At 63.0% G+C, this 15,496-nt stretch carries 14 protein-coding genes; 8 read left to right on the top strand and 6 right to left on the bottom strand.

Going from position 1 to position 15,496, the window contains the following annotated elements; translation table 11 throughout:
- Positions 1 to 78 precede the first annotated feature (78 nt).
- The 6 genes from rhaM to rhaS all read left to right on the top strand — a co-directional run bounded on the left by rhaM (position 79) and on the right by rhaS (position 6,115).
- Positions 79 to 408 carry an L-rhamnose mutarotase gene (rhaM, locus tag FA94_RS29415; protein WP_035558021.1) on the top strand — a complete coding sequence of 110 codons (330 nt, stop codon included), beginning with the start codon at positions 79 to 81 and terminating at the stop codon, positions 406 to 408.
- A gap of 61 nt (positions 409 to 469) precedes the next feature.
- Positions 470 to 1,363, top strand: coding sequence for an amidohydrolase family protein (locus FA94_RS29410; protein ID WP_035558020.1), 894 nt, complete (start codon positions 470 to 472; stop codon positions 1,361 to 1,363).
- 65 nt (positions 1,364 to 1,428) lie between these two features.
- Positions 1,429 to 2,958, top strand: coding sequence for a sugar ABC transporter ATP-binding protein (locus FA94_RS29405; protein ID WP_035558018.1), 1,530 nt, complete (start codon positions 1,429 to 1,431; stop codon positions 2,956 to 2,958).
- Positions 2,955 to 4,013 (top strand): ABC transporter permease, encoded by a 1,059-nt coding sequence (locus tag FA94_RS29400; RefSeq protein ID WP_035558016.1) that lies wholly within the window; start codon positions 2,955 to 2,957, stop codon positions 4,011 to 4,013. The genes FA94_RS29405 and FA94_RS29400 overlap by 4 nt, the downstream gene beginning before the upstream one ends.
- Positions 4,006 to 5,022 carry an ABC transporter permease gene (locus tag FA94_RS29395; protein WP_035558013.1) on the top strand — a complete coding sequence of 339 codons (1,017 nt, stop codon included), beginning with the start codon at positions 4,006 to 4,008 and terminating at the stop codon, positions 5,020 to 5,022. Before FA94_RS29400 ends, FA94_RS29395 begins: the two co-directional genes overlap by 8 nt.
- A gap of 85 nt (positions 5,023 to 5,107) precedes the next feature.
- The gene (gene rhaS, locus FA94_RS29390) at positions 5,108 to 6,115 is read left to right on the top strand and encodes a rhamnose ABC transporter substrate-binding protein (RefSeq protein WP_035558010.1); all 1,008 of its coding nucleotides are present in this window, start codon (positions 5,108 to 5,110) and stop codon (positions 6,113 to 6,115) included.
- A 95-nt stretch (positions 6,116 to 6,210) separates the two neighbouring features.
- On the opposite strand, the gene FA94_RS29385 is transcribed toward rhaS, so the two are convergent.
- From FA94_RS29385 to FA94_RS29370, 4 genes are all read right to left on the bottom strand, one after another.
- A complete protein-coding gene (locus tag FA94_RS29385; protein ID WP_035563400.1) occupies positions 6,211 to 7,293 on the bottom strand; it encodes a porin in 1,083 nt (360 codons plus the stop codon).
- Between the two features lie 76 nt (positions 7,294 to 7,369).
- The gene (locus FA94_RS29380) at positions 7,370 to 8,437 is read right to left on the bottom strand and encodes an ABC transporter ATP-binding protein (RefSeq protein ID WP_035558007.1); all 1,068 of its coding nucleotides are present in this window, start codon (positions 8,435 to 8,437) and stop codon (positions 7,370 to 7,372) included.
- On the bottom strand, positions 8,430 to 10,199 hold the full coding sequence (locus FA94_RS29375; RefSeq protein ID WP_035558004.1) for an ABC transporter permease: 1,770 nt from the start codon (positions 10,197 to 10,199) through the stop codon (positions 8,430 to 8,432). The genes FA94_RS29380 and FA94_RS29375 overlap by 8 nt, the downstream gene beginning before the upstream one ends.
- A gap of 105 nt (positions 10,200 to 10,304) precedes the next feature.
- Entirely contained in the window at positions 10,305 to 11,393 is a 1,089-nt protein-coding gene (locus FA94_RS29370; RefSeq protein ID WP_035558000.1) for an ABC transporter substrate-binding protein, read from the bottom strand.
- A 115-nt stretch (positions 11,394 to 11,508) separates the two neighbouring features.
- On the opposite strand from FA94_RS29370, the gene FA94_RS29365 reads away from it, so the two are divergent.
- Both FA94_RS29365 and FA94_RS29360 read left to right on the top strand, forming a co-directional pair.
- Positions 11,509 to 12,204, top strand: a complete 696-nt coding sequence (locus FA94_RS29365) for a response regulator (protein ID WP_081936221.1) — start codon at positions 11,509 to 11,511, stop codon at positions 12,202 to 12,204.
- A complete protein-coding gene (locus FA94_RS29360) occupies positions 12,201 to 13,619 on the top strand; it encodes a sensor histidine kinase (protein ID WP_035557996.1) in 1,419 nt (472 codons plus the stop codon). The genes FA94_RS29365 and FA94_RS29360 overlap by 4 nt, the downstream gene beginning before the upstream one ends.
- Positions 13,620 to 13,679: 60 nt before the next feature.
- Here FA94_RS29360 and FA94_RS29355 read toward each other — a convergent pair whose 3' ends face one another.
- Positions 13,680 to 14,834: a CmpA/NrtA family ABC transporter substrate-binding protein gene (locus FA94_RS29355; protein WP_035557994.1), complete on the bottom strand. Its 1,155-nt coding sequence runs from the start codon at positions 14,832 to 14,834 to the stop codon at positions 13,680 to 13,682.
- Between the two features lie 10 nt (positions 14,835 to 14,844).
- Entirely contained in the window at positions 14,845 to 15,420 is a 576-nt protein-coding gene (locus FA94_RS29350; protein WP_035557993.1) for an ANTAR domain-containing response regulator, read from the bottom strand.
- Positions 15,421 to 15,496: the final 76 nt, after the last annotated feature.

The following is a 15,496-nucleotide window of genomic DNA, read 5'->3' as shown; positions in this document are numbered from 1 at the left end:
ACGCAGGAATTATAGTCGCATCAGACGCTGAGCCGCATCGCCGGACAAGCGCCCGAATACGACGGGAGACAAGCCGCAATGGAGACAATCGCTTTCCGGATGGTGCTCAACCCCGGCATGCGCGAAGAATACGAGCGACGTCACGCGCAAATCTGGCCCGAGCTGGTTGATGCGTTGCACAACGGCGGCGTGCGCGAGTACCGGATTTTCTTCGACGCGGACACGAACCATCTGTTCGCCATCCTGACGCGCACCACGCATCACACCATGGACGACCTGCCGCGACTCGACGTGATGCGCAAATGGTGGGATTACATGGCCGACATCATGCAAACCGCGCCCGATCACACGCCGTTTCAGCAGCCGCTCGAACCGGTCTTTCATCTGAACTCGCTGAGCTTGACGTGATCCGATGAACGCGCCTCTCTCAGCAGGTTCGCCACGATCAACAGCGCACGGAGAAACTCGCATGCAGGTGGTCGATTCGCATATCCATTTGTGGGATCTGAAAACGCATCGCTATCCGTGGCTGGAGAACCCGGGCGTGTCGTTCGTCGGCGACGCGCGCGAGTTGAAACACGACTACCTGCTCGACGATCTGTTAGGCGAAGCGGGCGACATCGACGTGCTGAAACTGGTGCACGTCGAGGCGAATCACGATCCCGCCGATCCGGTCGAAGAGACGCGCTGGTTGCAGTCCATCGCGGACCGCACAGAATCGCGCGGCATGCCGAACGCGATCGTCGCGGCGGTGGATCTGTCCGCGCCGAACGCACCGGCGCTGCTCGAAGCACACGCGGCATTCGCCAATACGCGCGGCATCCGTCAGATTCTGAACGTGCATGACAACAAGCTGTTCGATTACGTCGGCCGCCATTACATGCGCGAACCGCAGTGGCGTGAACATTTTGCGCTGCTGCGCCGTTACGACCTGTCGTTCGATCTGCAACTGTATCCGTCACAGATGGAAGACGCGGCAGCGCTGGCACGCGCGCATGGCGACACGCTGTTTATCATCAACCATGCGGGCATGTTCGTAGACCGCGACAGCGTGGCCGGTTATCGCGCATGGCGCGACGGCATGCGCTTGCTTGCCGGTTGCAGGAATATCGCCGTGAAGATCAGCGGACTCGCCATGTTCGATCACCAGTGGAGCGTTGAAAGCCTGCGGCCCTACGTGCTCGAAACGATCGATACGTTCGGCGTGGAGCGGGCGATGTTCGCGTCGAACTTCCCGGTCGATCGGTTGTTTGGTTCTTACGCGGACTTGTGGCACGCGTATGCGTCGATTGTCGACGGCGCGAGTGTCGCGGAAAAAGAGGCGTTGTTTCGCCGCAATGCAGAACGTTGTTACCGGATTTAAATGCATTCAAATGTAGTCAATGCATCCCGTACGGTCGGCCATGAGAAACAGGAAGGAGACACGCAGTGCAGCAATCCACATCCGCCGTGCCGAGGCTTGAATTGCGGCATGCAAGCAAATCGTTCGGCCGGGTCCGCGCGCTCTCGGAAGGCGATCTCTCGCTGTGGCCGGGGGAGGTGCATGCGTTGCTCGGCGAAAACGGCGCGGGCAAATCGACACTCGTGAAGATTCTCGCCGGCGTGCATCAACCCGATACCGGCGAGTTGCTGGTGGACGGCGTGGCGCGCCGCTTCGCGACACCCGCCGAAGCACGCGACGCCGGGCTCGCGGTGATCTATCAGGAACCGACGCTGTTCTTCGACCTCTCGATCGCGGAGAACATCTTCATGGGACGGCAGCCGGTCGACCGCATCGGCCGCATTCAGTACGACGCGATGCGTCGCGAGGTGGACGGCCTGCTCGCGTCGCTCGGTGTCGATCTGCGCGCCGATCAACTGGTGCGCGGTTTGTCGATCGCGGACCAGCAGGTGATCGAAATCGCCAAGGCCTTGTCGCTGAACGCGAACGTGCTGATCATGGACGAACCCACGGCGGCCTTGTCGCTGCCCGAAGTGGAACGGCTCTTCGCGATCGTACGCAAGCTGCGCGAGCGCGACGTGGCGATTCTGTTCATCACGCACCGGCTCGACGAAGTGTTCACGCTGACACAGCGCGTCACGATCATGCGCGACGGCGCCAAAGTGTTCGACGGTTTGACCGCCGATCTCAGCACGGAGTCGATCGTCGCAAAGATGGTCGGCCGCGATCTGGAGACCTTCTATCCGAAGGCCGAGCGGCCACCGGGCGACGTGCGGCTATCGGTGCGCAAGCTCACGCGCGTCGGCGTATTCAAGGACATTTCGTTCGACGTGCGCGCGGGCGAGATCGTCGCGCTGGCCGGTCTGGTGGGCGCGGGGCGCAGCGAAGTGGCGCGGGCGATCTTCGGTATCGACCCGCTCGACTCGGGCGAGATCTGGATTGCAGGCGAGCGTTTGACGGCGGGCCGGCCGGCCGCCGCCGTGCGAGCGGGGCTTGCGCTGGTGCCGGAAGATCGTCGGCAGCAGGGGCTGGCGTTGGAGTTGAGCATCGCGCGCAATGCGTCGATGACGGTACTCGGGCGGCTCGTCAAACACGGTCTGATTTCGACCCGTAGCGAGACGCAACTCGCCAATCAATGGGGCACGCGGCTACGCCTCAAAGCGGGCGATCCAAATGCGCCGGTCGGCACGCTGTCGGGCGGCAATCAGCAGAAGGTCGTGCTCGGTAAATGGCTGGCCACCGGCCCGAAAGTGCTGATCATCGACGAACCCACGCGCGGCATAGACGTCGGCGCTAAAGCGGAGGTGTACAGCGCGCTCGCCGAACTGGTGCGCGACGGCATGGCCGTGCTGATGATTTCGAGTGAATTGCCGGAAGTGCTCGGCATGGCAGACCGCGTACTGGTGATGCACGAAGGGCGGATCAGCGCGGATATCGCACGCGCCGAAGCCGACGAGGAACGCATCATGGCGGCGGCACTCGGCCAACCGATTCCACCGTTGGGGAACGCAGCATGATGCGCCATTCTTCCACTCATCCCGCGCCGGTTCAGCCGCCGCTGTCGAAGCGCAATGCGGGCACGCCCGGCGGTTTTGTGGCGGGCATCGCGAAGAGCCGGGAAACCACGCTGTTCGTCGTGCTGATTCTGTTGATCGTCGGTACGGGACTCGCGAAGCCCCAGTTCCTGAATCTGCAGAATCTGCGCGACGTGCTGCTCAACGTGTCGATCATCAGTTTGCTGACCGCCGGTATGACGGTGGTGATCCTGATGCGGCACATCGATCTCTCGGTGGGCTCGACGGTCGGCATCAGCGCGTATGCGGTCGGCAGTCTGTATGTCGCGTTTCCCCATATGCCCGTGCTTGTCGCGTTGGTGGCGGGGCTCGCGATCGGTCTCGTGGCGGGCAGCATCAACGCGCTGCTGGTCGCGGTGGGGCGCGTGCCGTCGCTGGTGGCGACGCTCTCCACGCTGTACATCTTTCGTGGCGCGGATTACGCGTGGGTGCACGGCGGCCAGATCAACGCGACCAGTTTGCCCGACGCGTATTCGCGGCTCGCGACCGGCACGCTGCTCGGCATTCCGACGCTCGCGCTGATCGCCTTCGTGGTGCTGCTTGGCCTTGCCGTGTATCTGAAGCAGTTTCGCGGCGGCCGCGAGCACTACGCGATCGGTTCGAATCCCGAAGCCGCGCGACTCGCCGGCGTGAACGTCGAGCGTCGCGTGATGGCAGGTTTTCTCCTCTCCGGCGCGATTGCCGGTTTTGCCGGCGCGTTGTGGCTGGCCCGTTTCGGCACCGTCGACGCGAGTACCGCGAAGGGCATCGAACTGCAGGTCGTCGCCGCTGCCGTGGTGGGTAGCGTCGCGATTACCGGCGGCGTCGGCACGATTCTCGGCGCCACACTCGGCGCGCTGGTGCTCGGCGTGATCAGCATCGCGCTGGTCGTGCTGCACGTGTCGCCGTTCTGGGAGCAGGCGATTCAAGGCGCGCTGATCGTCGCCGCCATCACCGCGGATACCTTGCTGGCCCGCTCCGTCGCCAAACGCATGATGAGGAAACGCGATCATGGCTAAACCCGATTCCGCGCTGCTCACGCGCAAACGCGAAACGCCGCTGCAATGGGAAGTGTTGCTGGTGATCGTGCTGATTGCGTCGCTGATACTCGGCCGCGCGTTGTCGCCGGTGTTCCTGAGCGGCGCGAATCTGAGCAACGTGCTCGCCGATCTGACCGAGATCGCGTTGATGGCGCTGCCGATGACGCTGATCATCGTCGCCGCCGAAATCGATCTGTCGGTGGCGTCCGTGCTCGGCGCTTCCAGCGCGTTGATGGGCGTGCTGTGGCATATGGGCTTGCCGATGCCCGTCGTGATCGTGCTCGTGGTGATTGCCGGCGCGCTGGCCGGTTTGTTGAACGGCCTCGTGATCGTCAAGCTCAATCTGCCTTCGCTCGCGGTCACGATCGGCACGCTGGCGCTGTTTCGCGGGCTGGCCTATGTGCTGCTCGGCGATCAGGCCGTGGCGGATTTTCCGGCGGGCTATACGGCGTTCGGCATGGACACGCTCGGCGCGAGTTTCATTCCGTTGCCGTTCGTGATCGTGATCGTCGGCGCGGTGTTGTTCACCGTGTTGCTGCAATCCACCGCATTCGGCCGCAGTCTTTACGGGATCGGCGCGAATCCGACCGCTGCTGCGTTCTCCGGCATCGAAGTGGCGAAACTCAGGCTGCGTTTGTTCGTGTTGTCCGGCGCAATGAGCGCGTTGGCGGGCGTGGTCTACACGCTGCGCTTCACCAGTGCGCGCGGCGACAACGGCGAAGGCTTCGAGTTGTCGGTGATTGCCGCAGTGCTGTTCGGCGGCGTGAGCATTTTCGGTGGACGCGGCTCGATGATCGGCGTGCTGCTGTCGCTGCTGATTATCGGCGTGCTGAAAAACGCGCTGACGCTCGACGACGTCTCCAGCGAAACGCTGACCATCGTCACCGGCGTGCTGCTGCTGGCCTCGGTGCTGATTCCGAATCTGGTGGCCCGCTGGCGCGCGGCGCGCGACCGGCGTTTCATCGCGAAGTCCGCGTCTTCCGTATGACGTTTTTATCCCTGTGCACGAAGAGAAAGTCCAACGACCGATAACCCGGACACCAACACGTCCAACAACAAGCAGGAGACACTTCATGTTCAAACCTCTACGTCACACCGGCGCGGCCGCGCTTTGCGTCGCGTTGCTCGCGATCAGTTGCGCGGTGTCCGCCGCGGATCTGAAAAGCGGCCTGAAAATCGCTTTCGTGCCGAAGCAGATCAACAACCCGTACGAAGTGACTGCCGACAACGGCGGCCTCGCCGCGATCAAGGAATTCGGCGGCGTAGGCAAGGTAGTAGGGCCGTCGGACGCGGGCGCGTCGTCGCAGGTGCAATACATCAACACGTTGATCACGCAACGGCAGGACGCGATCGTGATCGCCGCCAACGACGCGAATGCGGTGGTGCCGTATCTGAAGAAAGCGATGTCGCAAGGCATCAAGGTCGTGACCTTCGACTCGGACACGGCGCCGGAAGGCCGCCAGTTGTTCGTCAACCAGGCGAACGCGGAAGGGATTGGGCGCAGTCAGGTCCAACTGGTTGCCAAACTGATGGGCGGCGAGGGCGAGTTCGCGGTGCTGTCGGCCACGCCGAACGCGACCAATCAGAACACGTGGATCAAGTGGATGCAGGAGGAACTGAAGAAGCCTGAGTACGCGAAGATCAAGCTCGTCAAGATCGCCTACGGCAACGACGACGATCAGAAGTCGTTCACCGAGACGCAGGGTTTGTTGCAGGCGTATCCGAATCTGAAGGCAATCGTCGCGCCGACCACGGTGGGTATCGCGGCGGCGGCGCGTTATATCTCGTCGTCGTCGAGCAAGGGCAAGGTCGCGGTGACGGGCTTGGGCACGCCGAACCAGATGCGCGCGTTCGTGAAGAACGGCACGGTGAAGGCGTTCCAGTTGTGGGATCCGAACCAGTTGGGCTATCTGGCGGCTTATGCGGCGGCAGCGCTGGCGTCGGGCACGATCACGGGTAAGGAAGGCGAGTCGTTCGACGCCGGCAAGCTCGGTAAGCGGACGATCGGACCGAAAGGCGAAATCATTCTCGGACCGCCGACCACGTTTGATTCGAGCAATATCGACAACTTCAATTTCTAAGCGGAAAAGCCTTTAGCAAGGGACGAGGCGTGCCGGGCGATAAAACTCCCGGCACGCCTCGTACGCTTTAGTGACTATCCAAGCTGACCGCCGACTTAAAACCGGTGCTGAATCCCCGCCGTCACCCCCGTCTGCGTATCCGCGGCACCCGTCAGATCGCGCGACAGACTCACCGCCTTGTCATGCTTCGCCATCGCATAACCCCCCGCCATATACAGCACCGTGCGCTTCGACAACGCGTACTGCGCGCGCAGCGAGAATAGCGTCGGATCGGCGTCGCTCGCGTCCTTGATGTCCTGATGGTAGACCGCCGCGAACACCGAGACGAACGGCGTCACATCGTACTGCCCGCCGACCCAAACCATATCGCTGCGCTGCGTCGGCGCGGAGGTATGGAACGTACGCCGGTAATTCCGGTAACCCGCCATCGCCTTCACCGCGCCGAAGTCGTAGCTCAAACCGGCGTGGATGCCTTGAATGTAGTTGGTGCTGTCGATCGGCGTGACGCTGTCGTACGCGCCATTCTGCCGGTCGAAAGTCACGACCGCGGCGAACGGACCCGTTTCGTAGCCGAGGCCGAAGTCGTACTTCGAGCTCGATTTCAGACTGCCCGGCACATTGCCGAAGCCGTACATCGCACCGATCTTGACGCCCGAGAACATGCCGTCGTAACGCACTGCATTGGACGAACGCGAAAACAGACCGTCCTTGCGGCCGCCCGTCGCGGTCGATGAACTCGCCCACGAGTAGTTCGGCGCGTAACCCATCGGGTCGAACTGAAGCATGTAGTCGTACGTGGTCGTGAAATTGCGGCCCACCGTGATTTGCCCGAAGCGGTTCTTCAGGCCGATGGTCGCACGACGGTCGAAGATCGCGCCGGTACTGTCGTCGAACTGGCCGTTCGCGATGTTGATGCCGCTTTCCAACTGGAAGATCGCCTTCAGCCCGCTGCCCAGATCCTCGACGCCGCGCAAGCCCCAGCGCGAGGTGTTCTTGCCGCCCGACACGAGACGCGTCGCGCTGCCGTCCGCACTCGCGTGGTTCACGTATTCGATACCCGCATCGACAATGCCGTACAACGTCACGCTCGATTGCGCCTGGGCGCTGGTCGCGAACCCGGCAAATCCTGCCAATCCCGCGAGGCCGGCGCAGGTCACGCCGAGGGTCGCCTTCTTCATGCTCCACTTCATCTACTGTCTCCGGTGGTTGGTTTTTTTGCTTCGGTTGCTGCTTTTCGTGAGCGACGCGCGCGCGTCAACTCGCCTGGGCGAACGCCCAGCAATCGTTAGCGGGAAATTCGATCCAGTGACGGCCCGCCGCGCGCGGCACGGAACCGAACGCGCGCAGACGCAGATCGCCGCAATGGAACAGGTATTCCCAACGGTCGCCGAGATACATCGACGTAATCAGATCGGCTTCGAGGCGATTCGCGCCGGGACCATCGGCAACTTGCACGCGTTCGAGGCGAATCACAGCCTGCGCGTTCTGTCCCGTGGTGAGCGCTTCGCGCGCTTGCGCCTGCAATTGCCAGCCGTCGCCGGTGAGCGTCACGCGTTCGCCGTCCACGGACGCCACGCGCGCATCGATGCGGTTGTTGCTGCCCATGAACTCCGCCGTGTAGAGCGAGCGGGGCGCGCCATACAGTTCGGCGGGCGTGCCTTCCTGCTCGATACGGCCGTTGCGCAACAGCAGGATGCGATCGGACATGGCCATCGCTTCGGTCTGGTCGTGCGTCACGCACAGCGCGGAAAGCCCCAGCGACACGATCAGTTCACGCAGCCACGCGCGCGCTTCTTCGCGCAGCTTGGCGTCGAGATTCGACAGCGGCTCGTCGAGCAGAATCACCGGCGGGTTGTAGACCAGCGCGCGTGCAATTGCCACACGCTGCTGCTGACCGCCCGACAGTTGATACGGATAGCGCGCTGCAAGATCGCCGAGGCCGAGTTGATCGAGCGCGGCCTGCACGCGCTTTTTCTGCTCCGCGCCGGACACGCGCCGCAGCTTCAATCCATAGCCGACGTTATCCGCCACCGTGCGATGCGGCCACAGCGCGTAAGACTGAAACACGAGCCCGAGCGAGCGCTGCTCGACCGGCAGATCGACATGCTTCGCGCCGTCGAAAAACGTTTTGCCGTCGAGTTCGATACGTCCCGACGACGGTTGTTCGAGACCGGCCACCGCGCGCAGCAACGTGGTCTTGCCGCTGCCCGATGCACCCAGCAGGCAAACCACTTCGCCGGGGTTCAGATCGAACGACACGCCCTTCAGAATCGGGTTGTCGCCATAGCTCAGAAAGAGGTTGTCGACCGAGAGCTTATCCATGCAATTTCACTCCGAAGCGCAGAGCGACGCCGAGTCCGACGCCGACCATCGCGATGTTGATGACAGAAAGCGCGGCGACCTGATCGACCGCGCCGGTCGCCCACAGCGACACCAGCAGCGCGCCGATCACTTCGGTGCCGGGCGAGAGCAGATAGACGGCGGTCGAGTATTCGCGCTCGAAAATCATGAAAATCAGCAGCCACGCCGCGAGCAGACCGAATCGCACGAGCGGCAGCGTGACGTCGAGGCTGACGCGCGCACGCGTGGCGCCGACGCTGCGTCCGGCTTCCTCGAGTTCGGGGCCGACCTGGAGCAGCGCGCTTTGAATCAGACGCATGCCGTATGCGAGCCACACGACCGTGTACGCGATCCAGATGCTCCACATGGAGTTCTTCAGTTCCTTCAGGCCGGGCACGAACAGAAAGATCCACAGGAACGCGAGACCGGCGAGCAAGCCCGGCACCGCGCGCGGCAGCAGCACGAGGTAATCGAGCAGACGTGTCGCCCAATCGTTGCGGCGATGCCCCGCGAACGCGACCAGCGAATAGAAGCCCACCGCCAGCGCGCCGCCGAGCACACCCATGCCGAGCGTGTTCAGAATCGCGCGGACCAGGTTGTCCTGCTCGAACAGTTCGGTGAAGTTGGCGAGCGTCAGCACGTCGGCGAGATGCACGCCTTCGCCCCAGTTGGTGACGAACGCGCGCAACGTGATGCCGGAGAGCGGCACGAACACGGTCAGCATCAGCCACAGCGCGACGATCGCCAATGCGACCCAGCGCCACGCGCCGAGCGGCAACACGGTCTGACGTCCCGCCTTACCTTTGACGGTGACGAAGCGATTCGCGCTCTTCAGCAAGCGCCGTTGCAGCAGCACCAGCGGGAACGTGATCGCGACAATGCACACCGCGACCGCGGCCATCAGGTGATACGACGGCACGCCGAGTTTGTTGGTGAGCTTGTACAGATAGGTGGCCAGCACGAGGTGCCCTTCGGGGTCGCCCAGCACGAGCGGCAGGCCGAACACTTCGAAGCCGAGAAAGAACACGAGGACGCCGGCGAACAGCAGTGCGGGCAATGTCATCGGCAGGCTCACGTCGAGCGCGACGCGAAACGGCCGCGCGCCGGCGACGCGTGCCGCTTCCTCGACGTCCGAGCCGAGATTGCGCAGCGCCGCCGACGAATACAGGTACACGTGCGGCACATGCGTCAAGCCGACGATCACCGTGATCGCGAGAATCGAGTAGACGGACCACGGCGCTTCGGCGGTGCCGAACAGTTCTTTCCACCACACCGAGTAGAAACCGACCGGACCGGCCGCGACCACGTAGCCGAATGCGAGCACCATCGGCGAGACGAACACGGGGGTGAGCAGCAGCGGTTCGAGCCAGCGGCGGCCGGGCAGATCGGTACGCACCATCAGGAACGCGAGAACGCCGCCGAGCGGAATCGAAATGAACAGCATGCCGGCGGCGATCACGAACGAGTTTTTCAGCGCGGACCAGAAGTCGGGATCGCTGAAAATGAATTCGAAGCCGGTGAGACCGAGCGTGCGTTTGGCGTCGAAGAACGGTGCGTTCAACACGCTCTGAAACAGGATGAAGCCGAGCGGCAGCGCCACCGCGATGGTCAGCACCGCGACGACGAGCCAGCGCAGCAGCCCCGCGAACGGCTGCAGACCGCCGCGCGGAAGCGCGCCGATGGAGCCGCCGTCGGCCGCGAGCAACGGGGCGTCGCGGTGTCCGGTTGCGCTTGTGGAAAGCATGAGTGTCCCCCTGCGGCAGATAAGCCGCATATCGAAAGGTCGTGAAGGAAGGTTTTGTGTCCGCCCGCGCGTGGCGGCGCGGACATGTTGGTCAGATGCGCGTGCTTAACGCTTGATCGACTGTTGCCATTGCTTGAGGAATTCGAGGCGCTTGGACTGGTCGAGATAGACCAGCAGGCCCGCGCCGATCGGGATCGGCTTGAGCGAATCGCCGAGCTGCTTCGTCAGGCCGGCCATGGACGTTTCGCCGTCCACGTCCGCGCGAATCGAGAACAGGTTCGCCTGATTCGCCAGCAGCGTCTGGCCGCGTTGCGACAGCAGATAATCGACCCACAGCTTCGCGGCATTCGGGCTTTGCGCCTTCTTCGAAATCGTCACGAGGCGGCTGACCACCAGCGTGTAGTCCTTCGGGTAGACGTAGCCGATCGACGGGTCTTTCTTCGCCTTGGTCAGCGCGTACGACCCGAGAATGTTGTAGCCGATCAGATTTTCACCCGACGAGATGCGCTCCATCATCGCGCCGGTGCTCGACTGCAGTTTCGGGCCGGTGGCGCCCATGGCCTTCACCAGATCCCACGTGACCTGCGGGTTCACGCGCGCGTCTTGCGTCAGATAGTTGAAGCCCACACCTGACTTCTCGATGTCGTAAGTCGTGATCTTGCCTTTGAACTGATCGGCCCTGGTTTGCAGCAGTTTGATCAGATCGGCGCGCGTTTGCGGCACGTCGCCGGCCGGCACGAGGCGCTTGTTGTAGACGATTGCCAACGGCTCGTACGTGGTGCCGTACGCCTGCTTCTGGTATTGCGCCCATTGCGGCAAGTGCTTCGCTTCGGGCGATTCGTACGAGGCTATCAGCCCGTCATTGACGAGCTTGACCTGCAGGTCCATGGCCGAGCTCCACAGCACGTCGGCGCTGGTGCTGCTGGCCGCGTTTTCGCTGATATAGCGGTTGTATAGCTCGGTGCTGTTCATGTCGTTGTACTCGACCTTGATGCCGTACAGGCTTTCAAAATCCTTGATGAGCGGGCGCACCAAAGCGGTATCCGTGACCGAGTAGACAATCAGTTTGCCTTCCTTCTTCGCCCCGTCGATCGTGCTCTGATAGTCGCCCGGATAACCGGCAGGAATGGCCGCCCACGCGGGATTTACGGCGAATGCGGCAACAATGGCGAGAGCCTTCAAAGCGTTTTGCACGTCTTCCTCCAGAAAACTTTGTGTTGGTTTTGTGTAGGCGAATGGTAAGAGATGATCGCTTTCTGAACGCTTTCATTTTTGAAGGGAAATGCGTCACAATGGTCGAATTCGCCTCATGGATTTCCCTGGGATTCTGGTTATGCGTGTGCTGCTCGTCGAAGACAATCCGATCCTTTCCCGTTCGCTGACCGACGCGCTGACCGGCGCAAAACTCACCGTCGACTGCATGCACGACGGCGAATCCGCCGATCACGTCTTGCGCACGCAGGACTACGCGCTGGTGATTCTCGACATCGGTCTGCCAAAGCTGGACGGTCTCGAAGTGCTGCGGCGTCTGCGCGCGCGGCGCAACGCGGTGCCGGTATTGATGCTGACTGCGCATGGGTCGGTGGAGGAGCGCGTGCGCGGTCTCGACCTCGGCGCGGACGACTATCTGGCCAAACCGTTCGCGCTGACCGAACTCGAAGCGCGCGCTCGTGCGCTGTTGCGTCGCAGTCATGGGCAGGAGCCGCAGCGCGCGCAATGCGGCACGCTGCAGTACGACAGCGTGGACCGCGGTTTCACGCTCGGCGGCGAGCCGCTGGCGCTCACGCCGCGCGAGCGTTCGGTGCTGGAAGTGCTGATTCTGCGCAACGGTCGCGCGATTAATAAAGACACGCTGTCCGAGAAAATTTTCGGGCTCGACGAATCCGTGAATGCGGATGCGATCGAGATTTACGTCCACCGTCTGCGCAAGAAACTCGAACACAGTTCGGTGGGCATCGTGACGCTGCGCGGATTGGGCTATCTGCTGGAAGCACGGGGCGCATGAAGCAGCCGAATCTGCGCGTACGGGTCGCGCTGTGGTTGCTATTGCCGCTGCTTCTGCTGCTCGCGTTCGACGCGTGGCTCACCTATCAACGCGCCATGAACGCGGCTCACGACGCGTTCGACCGCACGCTCGAATTTTCGCTGCGCTCGATCCGCGACGGTATCCGTCTGCGCGACGGCGAAATCGAAGTGGACCTGCCGTATCTCGCGCTGGAAATGTTCGAATCGAACGGCGGCGGCAATATCTATTACCAGATTCGCGAGGAGGGTGGCCGCGTGGTGACGGGTTATCCCGATCTGCCGAATCCGCGCAAAGTACCGGCCGAGCCCTACAGCGTGCAGTTTTACGACGACGAGTTTCGCGGCCGGCCGCTGCGCATTGCGATGCTCAGGTTGCCCGTGCATGACGTGCCGAGCGCGCAGACGCGGGTCGTGCTGGTGCGGGTCGGCGAAACGATCGAACCGCGCCAGGCGTTGGCGCGTGAGATTCTGATCGGCTCGTTGCAGCAGGAGTGTCTGCTGGTGGTGCTGGCGCTTGGCATTGTGTGGCTGGGTGTCGCGCGCGGCTTGCGGCCGCTGAATCGTCTGTCGGCGAAAGTCGCTGCGCGTGCCGAAGACGATCCGGTGCCGCTCGATACGGTGGGTTTGCCGAGTGAGGTCACGCCGCTGGTCGATTCGATCAATCAGTACATCGGCCGCACGCAGTTGATGCAGTCGTCGCGCCGGCGCTTTTTCAACGACGCCGCGCATCAGTTGAAAACGCCGCTGGCCGTGATTCAGGCGGAGTCTGAACTGGCGTTGCGCGATCTCGACGGCGTTGAGGAAAACGCCAACGGTAACCATCGGCAAGGCGTGCATTTGCGGCGTTTGAACGGCGCGGTGCAGCAAGCGGTGCGGATCGTGCAGCAGTTGCTGTCGCTCTCGCGGCTCGACGCGGACAGCGGCTATACCGTCAAGCACGCCGCGGTGCCGCTACATAAAGTGGCGCGTAGCGTGACGCTCGACTGGTCGCCGGTGGCGCGTTCGCGCGGCATCGATCTGGGTTTCGAACAGGAGAGTCGGATCGACGTGATGGGCCAGGTCGATCTGCTCGCGGAACTGGTCGGCAATCTGATCGATAACGCGATCCGCTATTCAGGCGACGGCGCGGTGATTACCGTGCGGGTCGCGACCGAAGGCGGGCAGCCGTTGTTGCAGGTGATCGATAACGGGCCGGGCGTTGCGGTCGGCGAACGCGAGGCGGTGTTCGAACGCTTCTATCGCAGCGAAGCGACGCAGGCGGTGGAGGGCAGCGGGCTGGGTTTGTCGATCGTGCGGGAAATCGCGCGCGTGCATGGCGCGTTGATTGCGTTGACCGATGCGGAGGGTGGCGGGTTGGTGGTGAGTGTGTTGTTTCCGCTGTGTGAGGGTGAATGAGGGTGAGTGATTTCGTGGTGCGTTTCTCCGTGCAATTAACACCAACACCCGCCGCCAAACTCAACGCCGAATTGGAAAATTCGACGCATACGCGTCAGAGCGCGTGTCGCAACCCCACACCTTGCCGTCGATCAACACGCTCGGCGCCACGTTGTCACCCGGCACCGCGACGTTCACACGCGCGGCCGCCTCGCGATACAACTGCGTCTGATTGATCCGCGCCGCGATCGCGTCGTAGTCCCCGCGCGCGTCGATCATGCCCCATCGCTCGAATTGCGTGAGGAACCACGCGCCTTCGAACGCATGCGGGTAGTTCACCGCACCGTCATCGAAGAAACGCACCGGCAGGCCACGCGGCGCCGAATCTGCGATGTCGCCACCTAGCCGCGCGGCAATCAGCGCCGCATCGATACCGATGTAGTCAGGCCGCGCGAGCCAGTGTGCGATCTCGTCGCGATGCCCCGCACCGTCGAGCCAGCGGCACGCTTCAAGCAGGGTCTGCACGAGCGCGCGAGCGGTATTCGGATGCGCCTCGGCAAAATCGCGCCGACAGGCCAGCACCTTCTCCGGATGATCGGGCCATACCTCGCTCGAATAAGCCACCGTTTTACCGACGCCATCGGCTTCGGCCTGCGCGTTCCAAGGCTCGCCGACACACAGGCCGTCGAGTTTATCGTCGGCCAACGCGGCGACCATTTGCGGCGGCGGAATCGCGACGCTATCGATATGGCGCAACGGATCCACCTCTTGCGACGCGAGCCAGTAATACAACCACATTGCGTGCGTGCCGGTCGGAAAGGTTTGCGCGAACACGGGCTTGCGGCCGAGCGTCGCGAGTGCTTTGGGCAGCGTGCCATGTTCGGCGAGCGCGGCGGCGAGACGGTTCGACAGCGTGATCGCCTGGCCGTTACGGTTGAGCACCATCAGCACGGCCATGTCCGTTTGCGGTCCCCCCAGACCCAATTGCACACCGTAGACCAGCCCATACAGGGCGTGCGCCGCGTCGAGATCGCCGGACAGCAGCTTGTCGCGCACGGCGGCCCACGAAGGCTGGCGGCATAGCTCAAGGGTCAGCCCGTGTGCGTGACCGAATTCGAGCAGTTTCGCGGCGATCAACGGCGCGGCGTCGGAGAGCGCCACGAAACCGAGCCGCAAATGGGTCTTCTCGAGTTGACCCGACGAAGACGGCGCGGTGAGGGAGGAAGAAGAGTTCATGAGCGGCGCTTCATTTGAGCAGATCGGCCGACGCGACGATCGCGCGTGCGACCTCGGCGAGTTTGACGCCCTGATTCATCGCGCGTTTGCGCAGGTTGGCGTAGGCGGCGGGTTCGGTGAGGTTCTGCTGATCCATCAGCACACGCTTGGCGCGATCGATCAGCTTGCGTTCGGCCAGCTCGTTTTCGGCTTGCGCGAGGCGCTCGCGCAATTGCGATTCCTGCGCGAAGCGCGCGAGCGCGACTTCGAGGATCGGCGCGAGCCGTTCGGTGGCGAGGCCTTCGACCAGATACGCGGTGACGCCCGCGCCGACCGCGTCGCGGATCAACTGCTGGTTGGCGTCGTGGCTGAACATCAGCACCGGACGCGGCGCGGTGGCGTTCATCACCGCGAGTTGTTCGAGCGTATCGCGCGAGGGGGATTCCGTGTCGATGATGATCACATCGGGCCGCTCGCTTTCCACCACGCGATGCAGCGCTTGCGGCGTCGCCGTGCCGGCCAGCATGTCGTAGCCGAGGCGGGCGAGGGTGTCACGCAGATCGCCTATGGGCTTATCGGTATCGGTGACGAGGAGAACACGCAGCATGGAATCAATTTATCGACGACTGGCCAAGGTTAAAGCAACGGCTATGCCAGTTGTCGCAACGCGCGATGCATTCAGC

The organism is Burkholderia sp. 9120, from assembly GCF_000745015.1.
In the GTDB taxonomy this organism is placed as follows: domain Bacteria; phylum Pseudomonadota; class Gammaproteobacteria; order Burkholderiales; family Burkholderiaceae; genus Paraburkholderia.
The sequence above is the reverse complement of the archived record's forward strand: the minus strand, read 5'-3'. Positions and strand labels throughout refer to the sequence as shown.

Excerpts from the sequence above, each read along its gene's own strand:
- rhaM (WP_035558021.1), top strand. The coding sequence starts at position 79 with ATGGAGACAATCGCTTTCCGGATGGTGCTCAACCCCGGCATGCGCGAA.
- FA94_RS29410 (WP_035558020.1), top strand. The coding sequence starts at position 470 with ATGCAGGTGGTCGATTCGCATATCCATTTGTGGGATCTGAAAACGCAT.
- FA94_RS29400 (WP_035558016.1), top strand. The coding sequence starts at position 2,955 with ATGATGCGCCATTCTTCCACTCATCCCGCGCCGGTTCAGCCGCCGCTG.
- FA94_RS29395 (WP_035558013.1), top strand. The coding sequence starts at position 4,006 with ATGGCTAAACCCGATTCCGCGCTGCTCACGCGCAAACGCGAAACGCCG.
- rhaS (WP_035558010.1), top strand. The coding sequence starts at position 5,108 with ATGTTCAAACCTCTACGTCACACCGGCGCGGCCGCGCTTTGCGTCGCG.
- FA94_RS29385 (WP_035563400.1), bottom strand. The coding sequence starts at position 7,293 with ATGAAGAAGGCGACCCTCGGCGTGACCTGCGCCGGCCTCGCGGGATTG.
- FA94_RS29380 (WP_035558007.1), bottom strand. The coding sequence starts at position 8,437 with ATGGATAAGCTCTCGGTCGACAACCTCTTTCTGAGCTATGGCGACAAC.
- FA94_RS29375 (WP_035558004.1), bottom strand. The coding sequence starts at position 10,199 with ATGCTTTCCACAAGCGCAACCGGACACCGCGACGCCCCGTTGCTCGCG.
- FA94_RS29365 (WP_081936221.1), top strand. The coding sequence starts at position 11,509 with ATGGATTTCCCTGGGATTCTGGTTATGCGTGTGCTGCTCGTCGAAGAC.
- FA94_RS29360 (WP_035557996.1), top strand. The coding sequence starts at position 12,201 with ATGAAGCAGCCGAATCTGCGCGTACGGGTCGCGCTGTGGTTGCTATTG.
- FA94_RS29355 (WP_035557994.1), bottom strand. The coding sequence starts at position 14,834 with ATGAACTCTTCTTCCTCCCTCACCGCGCCGTCTTCGTCGGGTCAACTC.
- FA94_RS29350 (WP_035557993.1), bottom strand. The coding sequence starts at position 15,420 with ATGCTGCGTGTTCTCCTCGTCACCGATACCGATAAGCCCATAGGCGAT.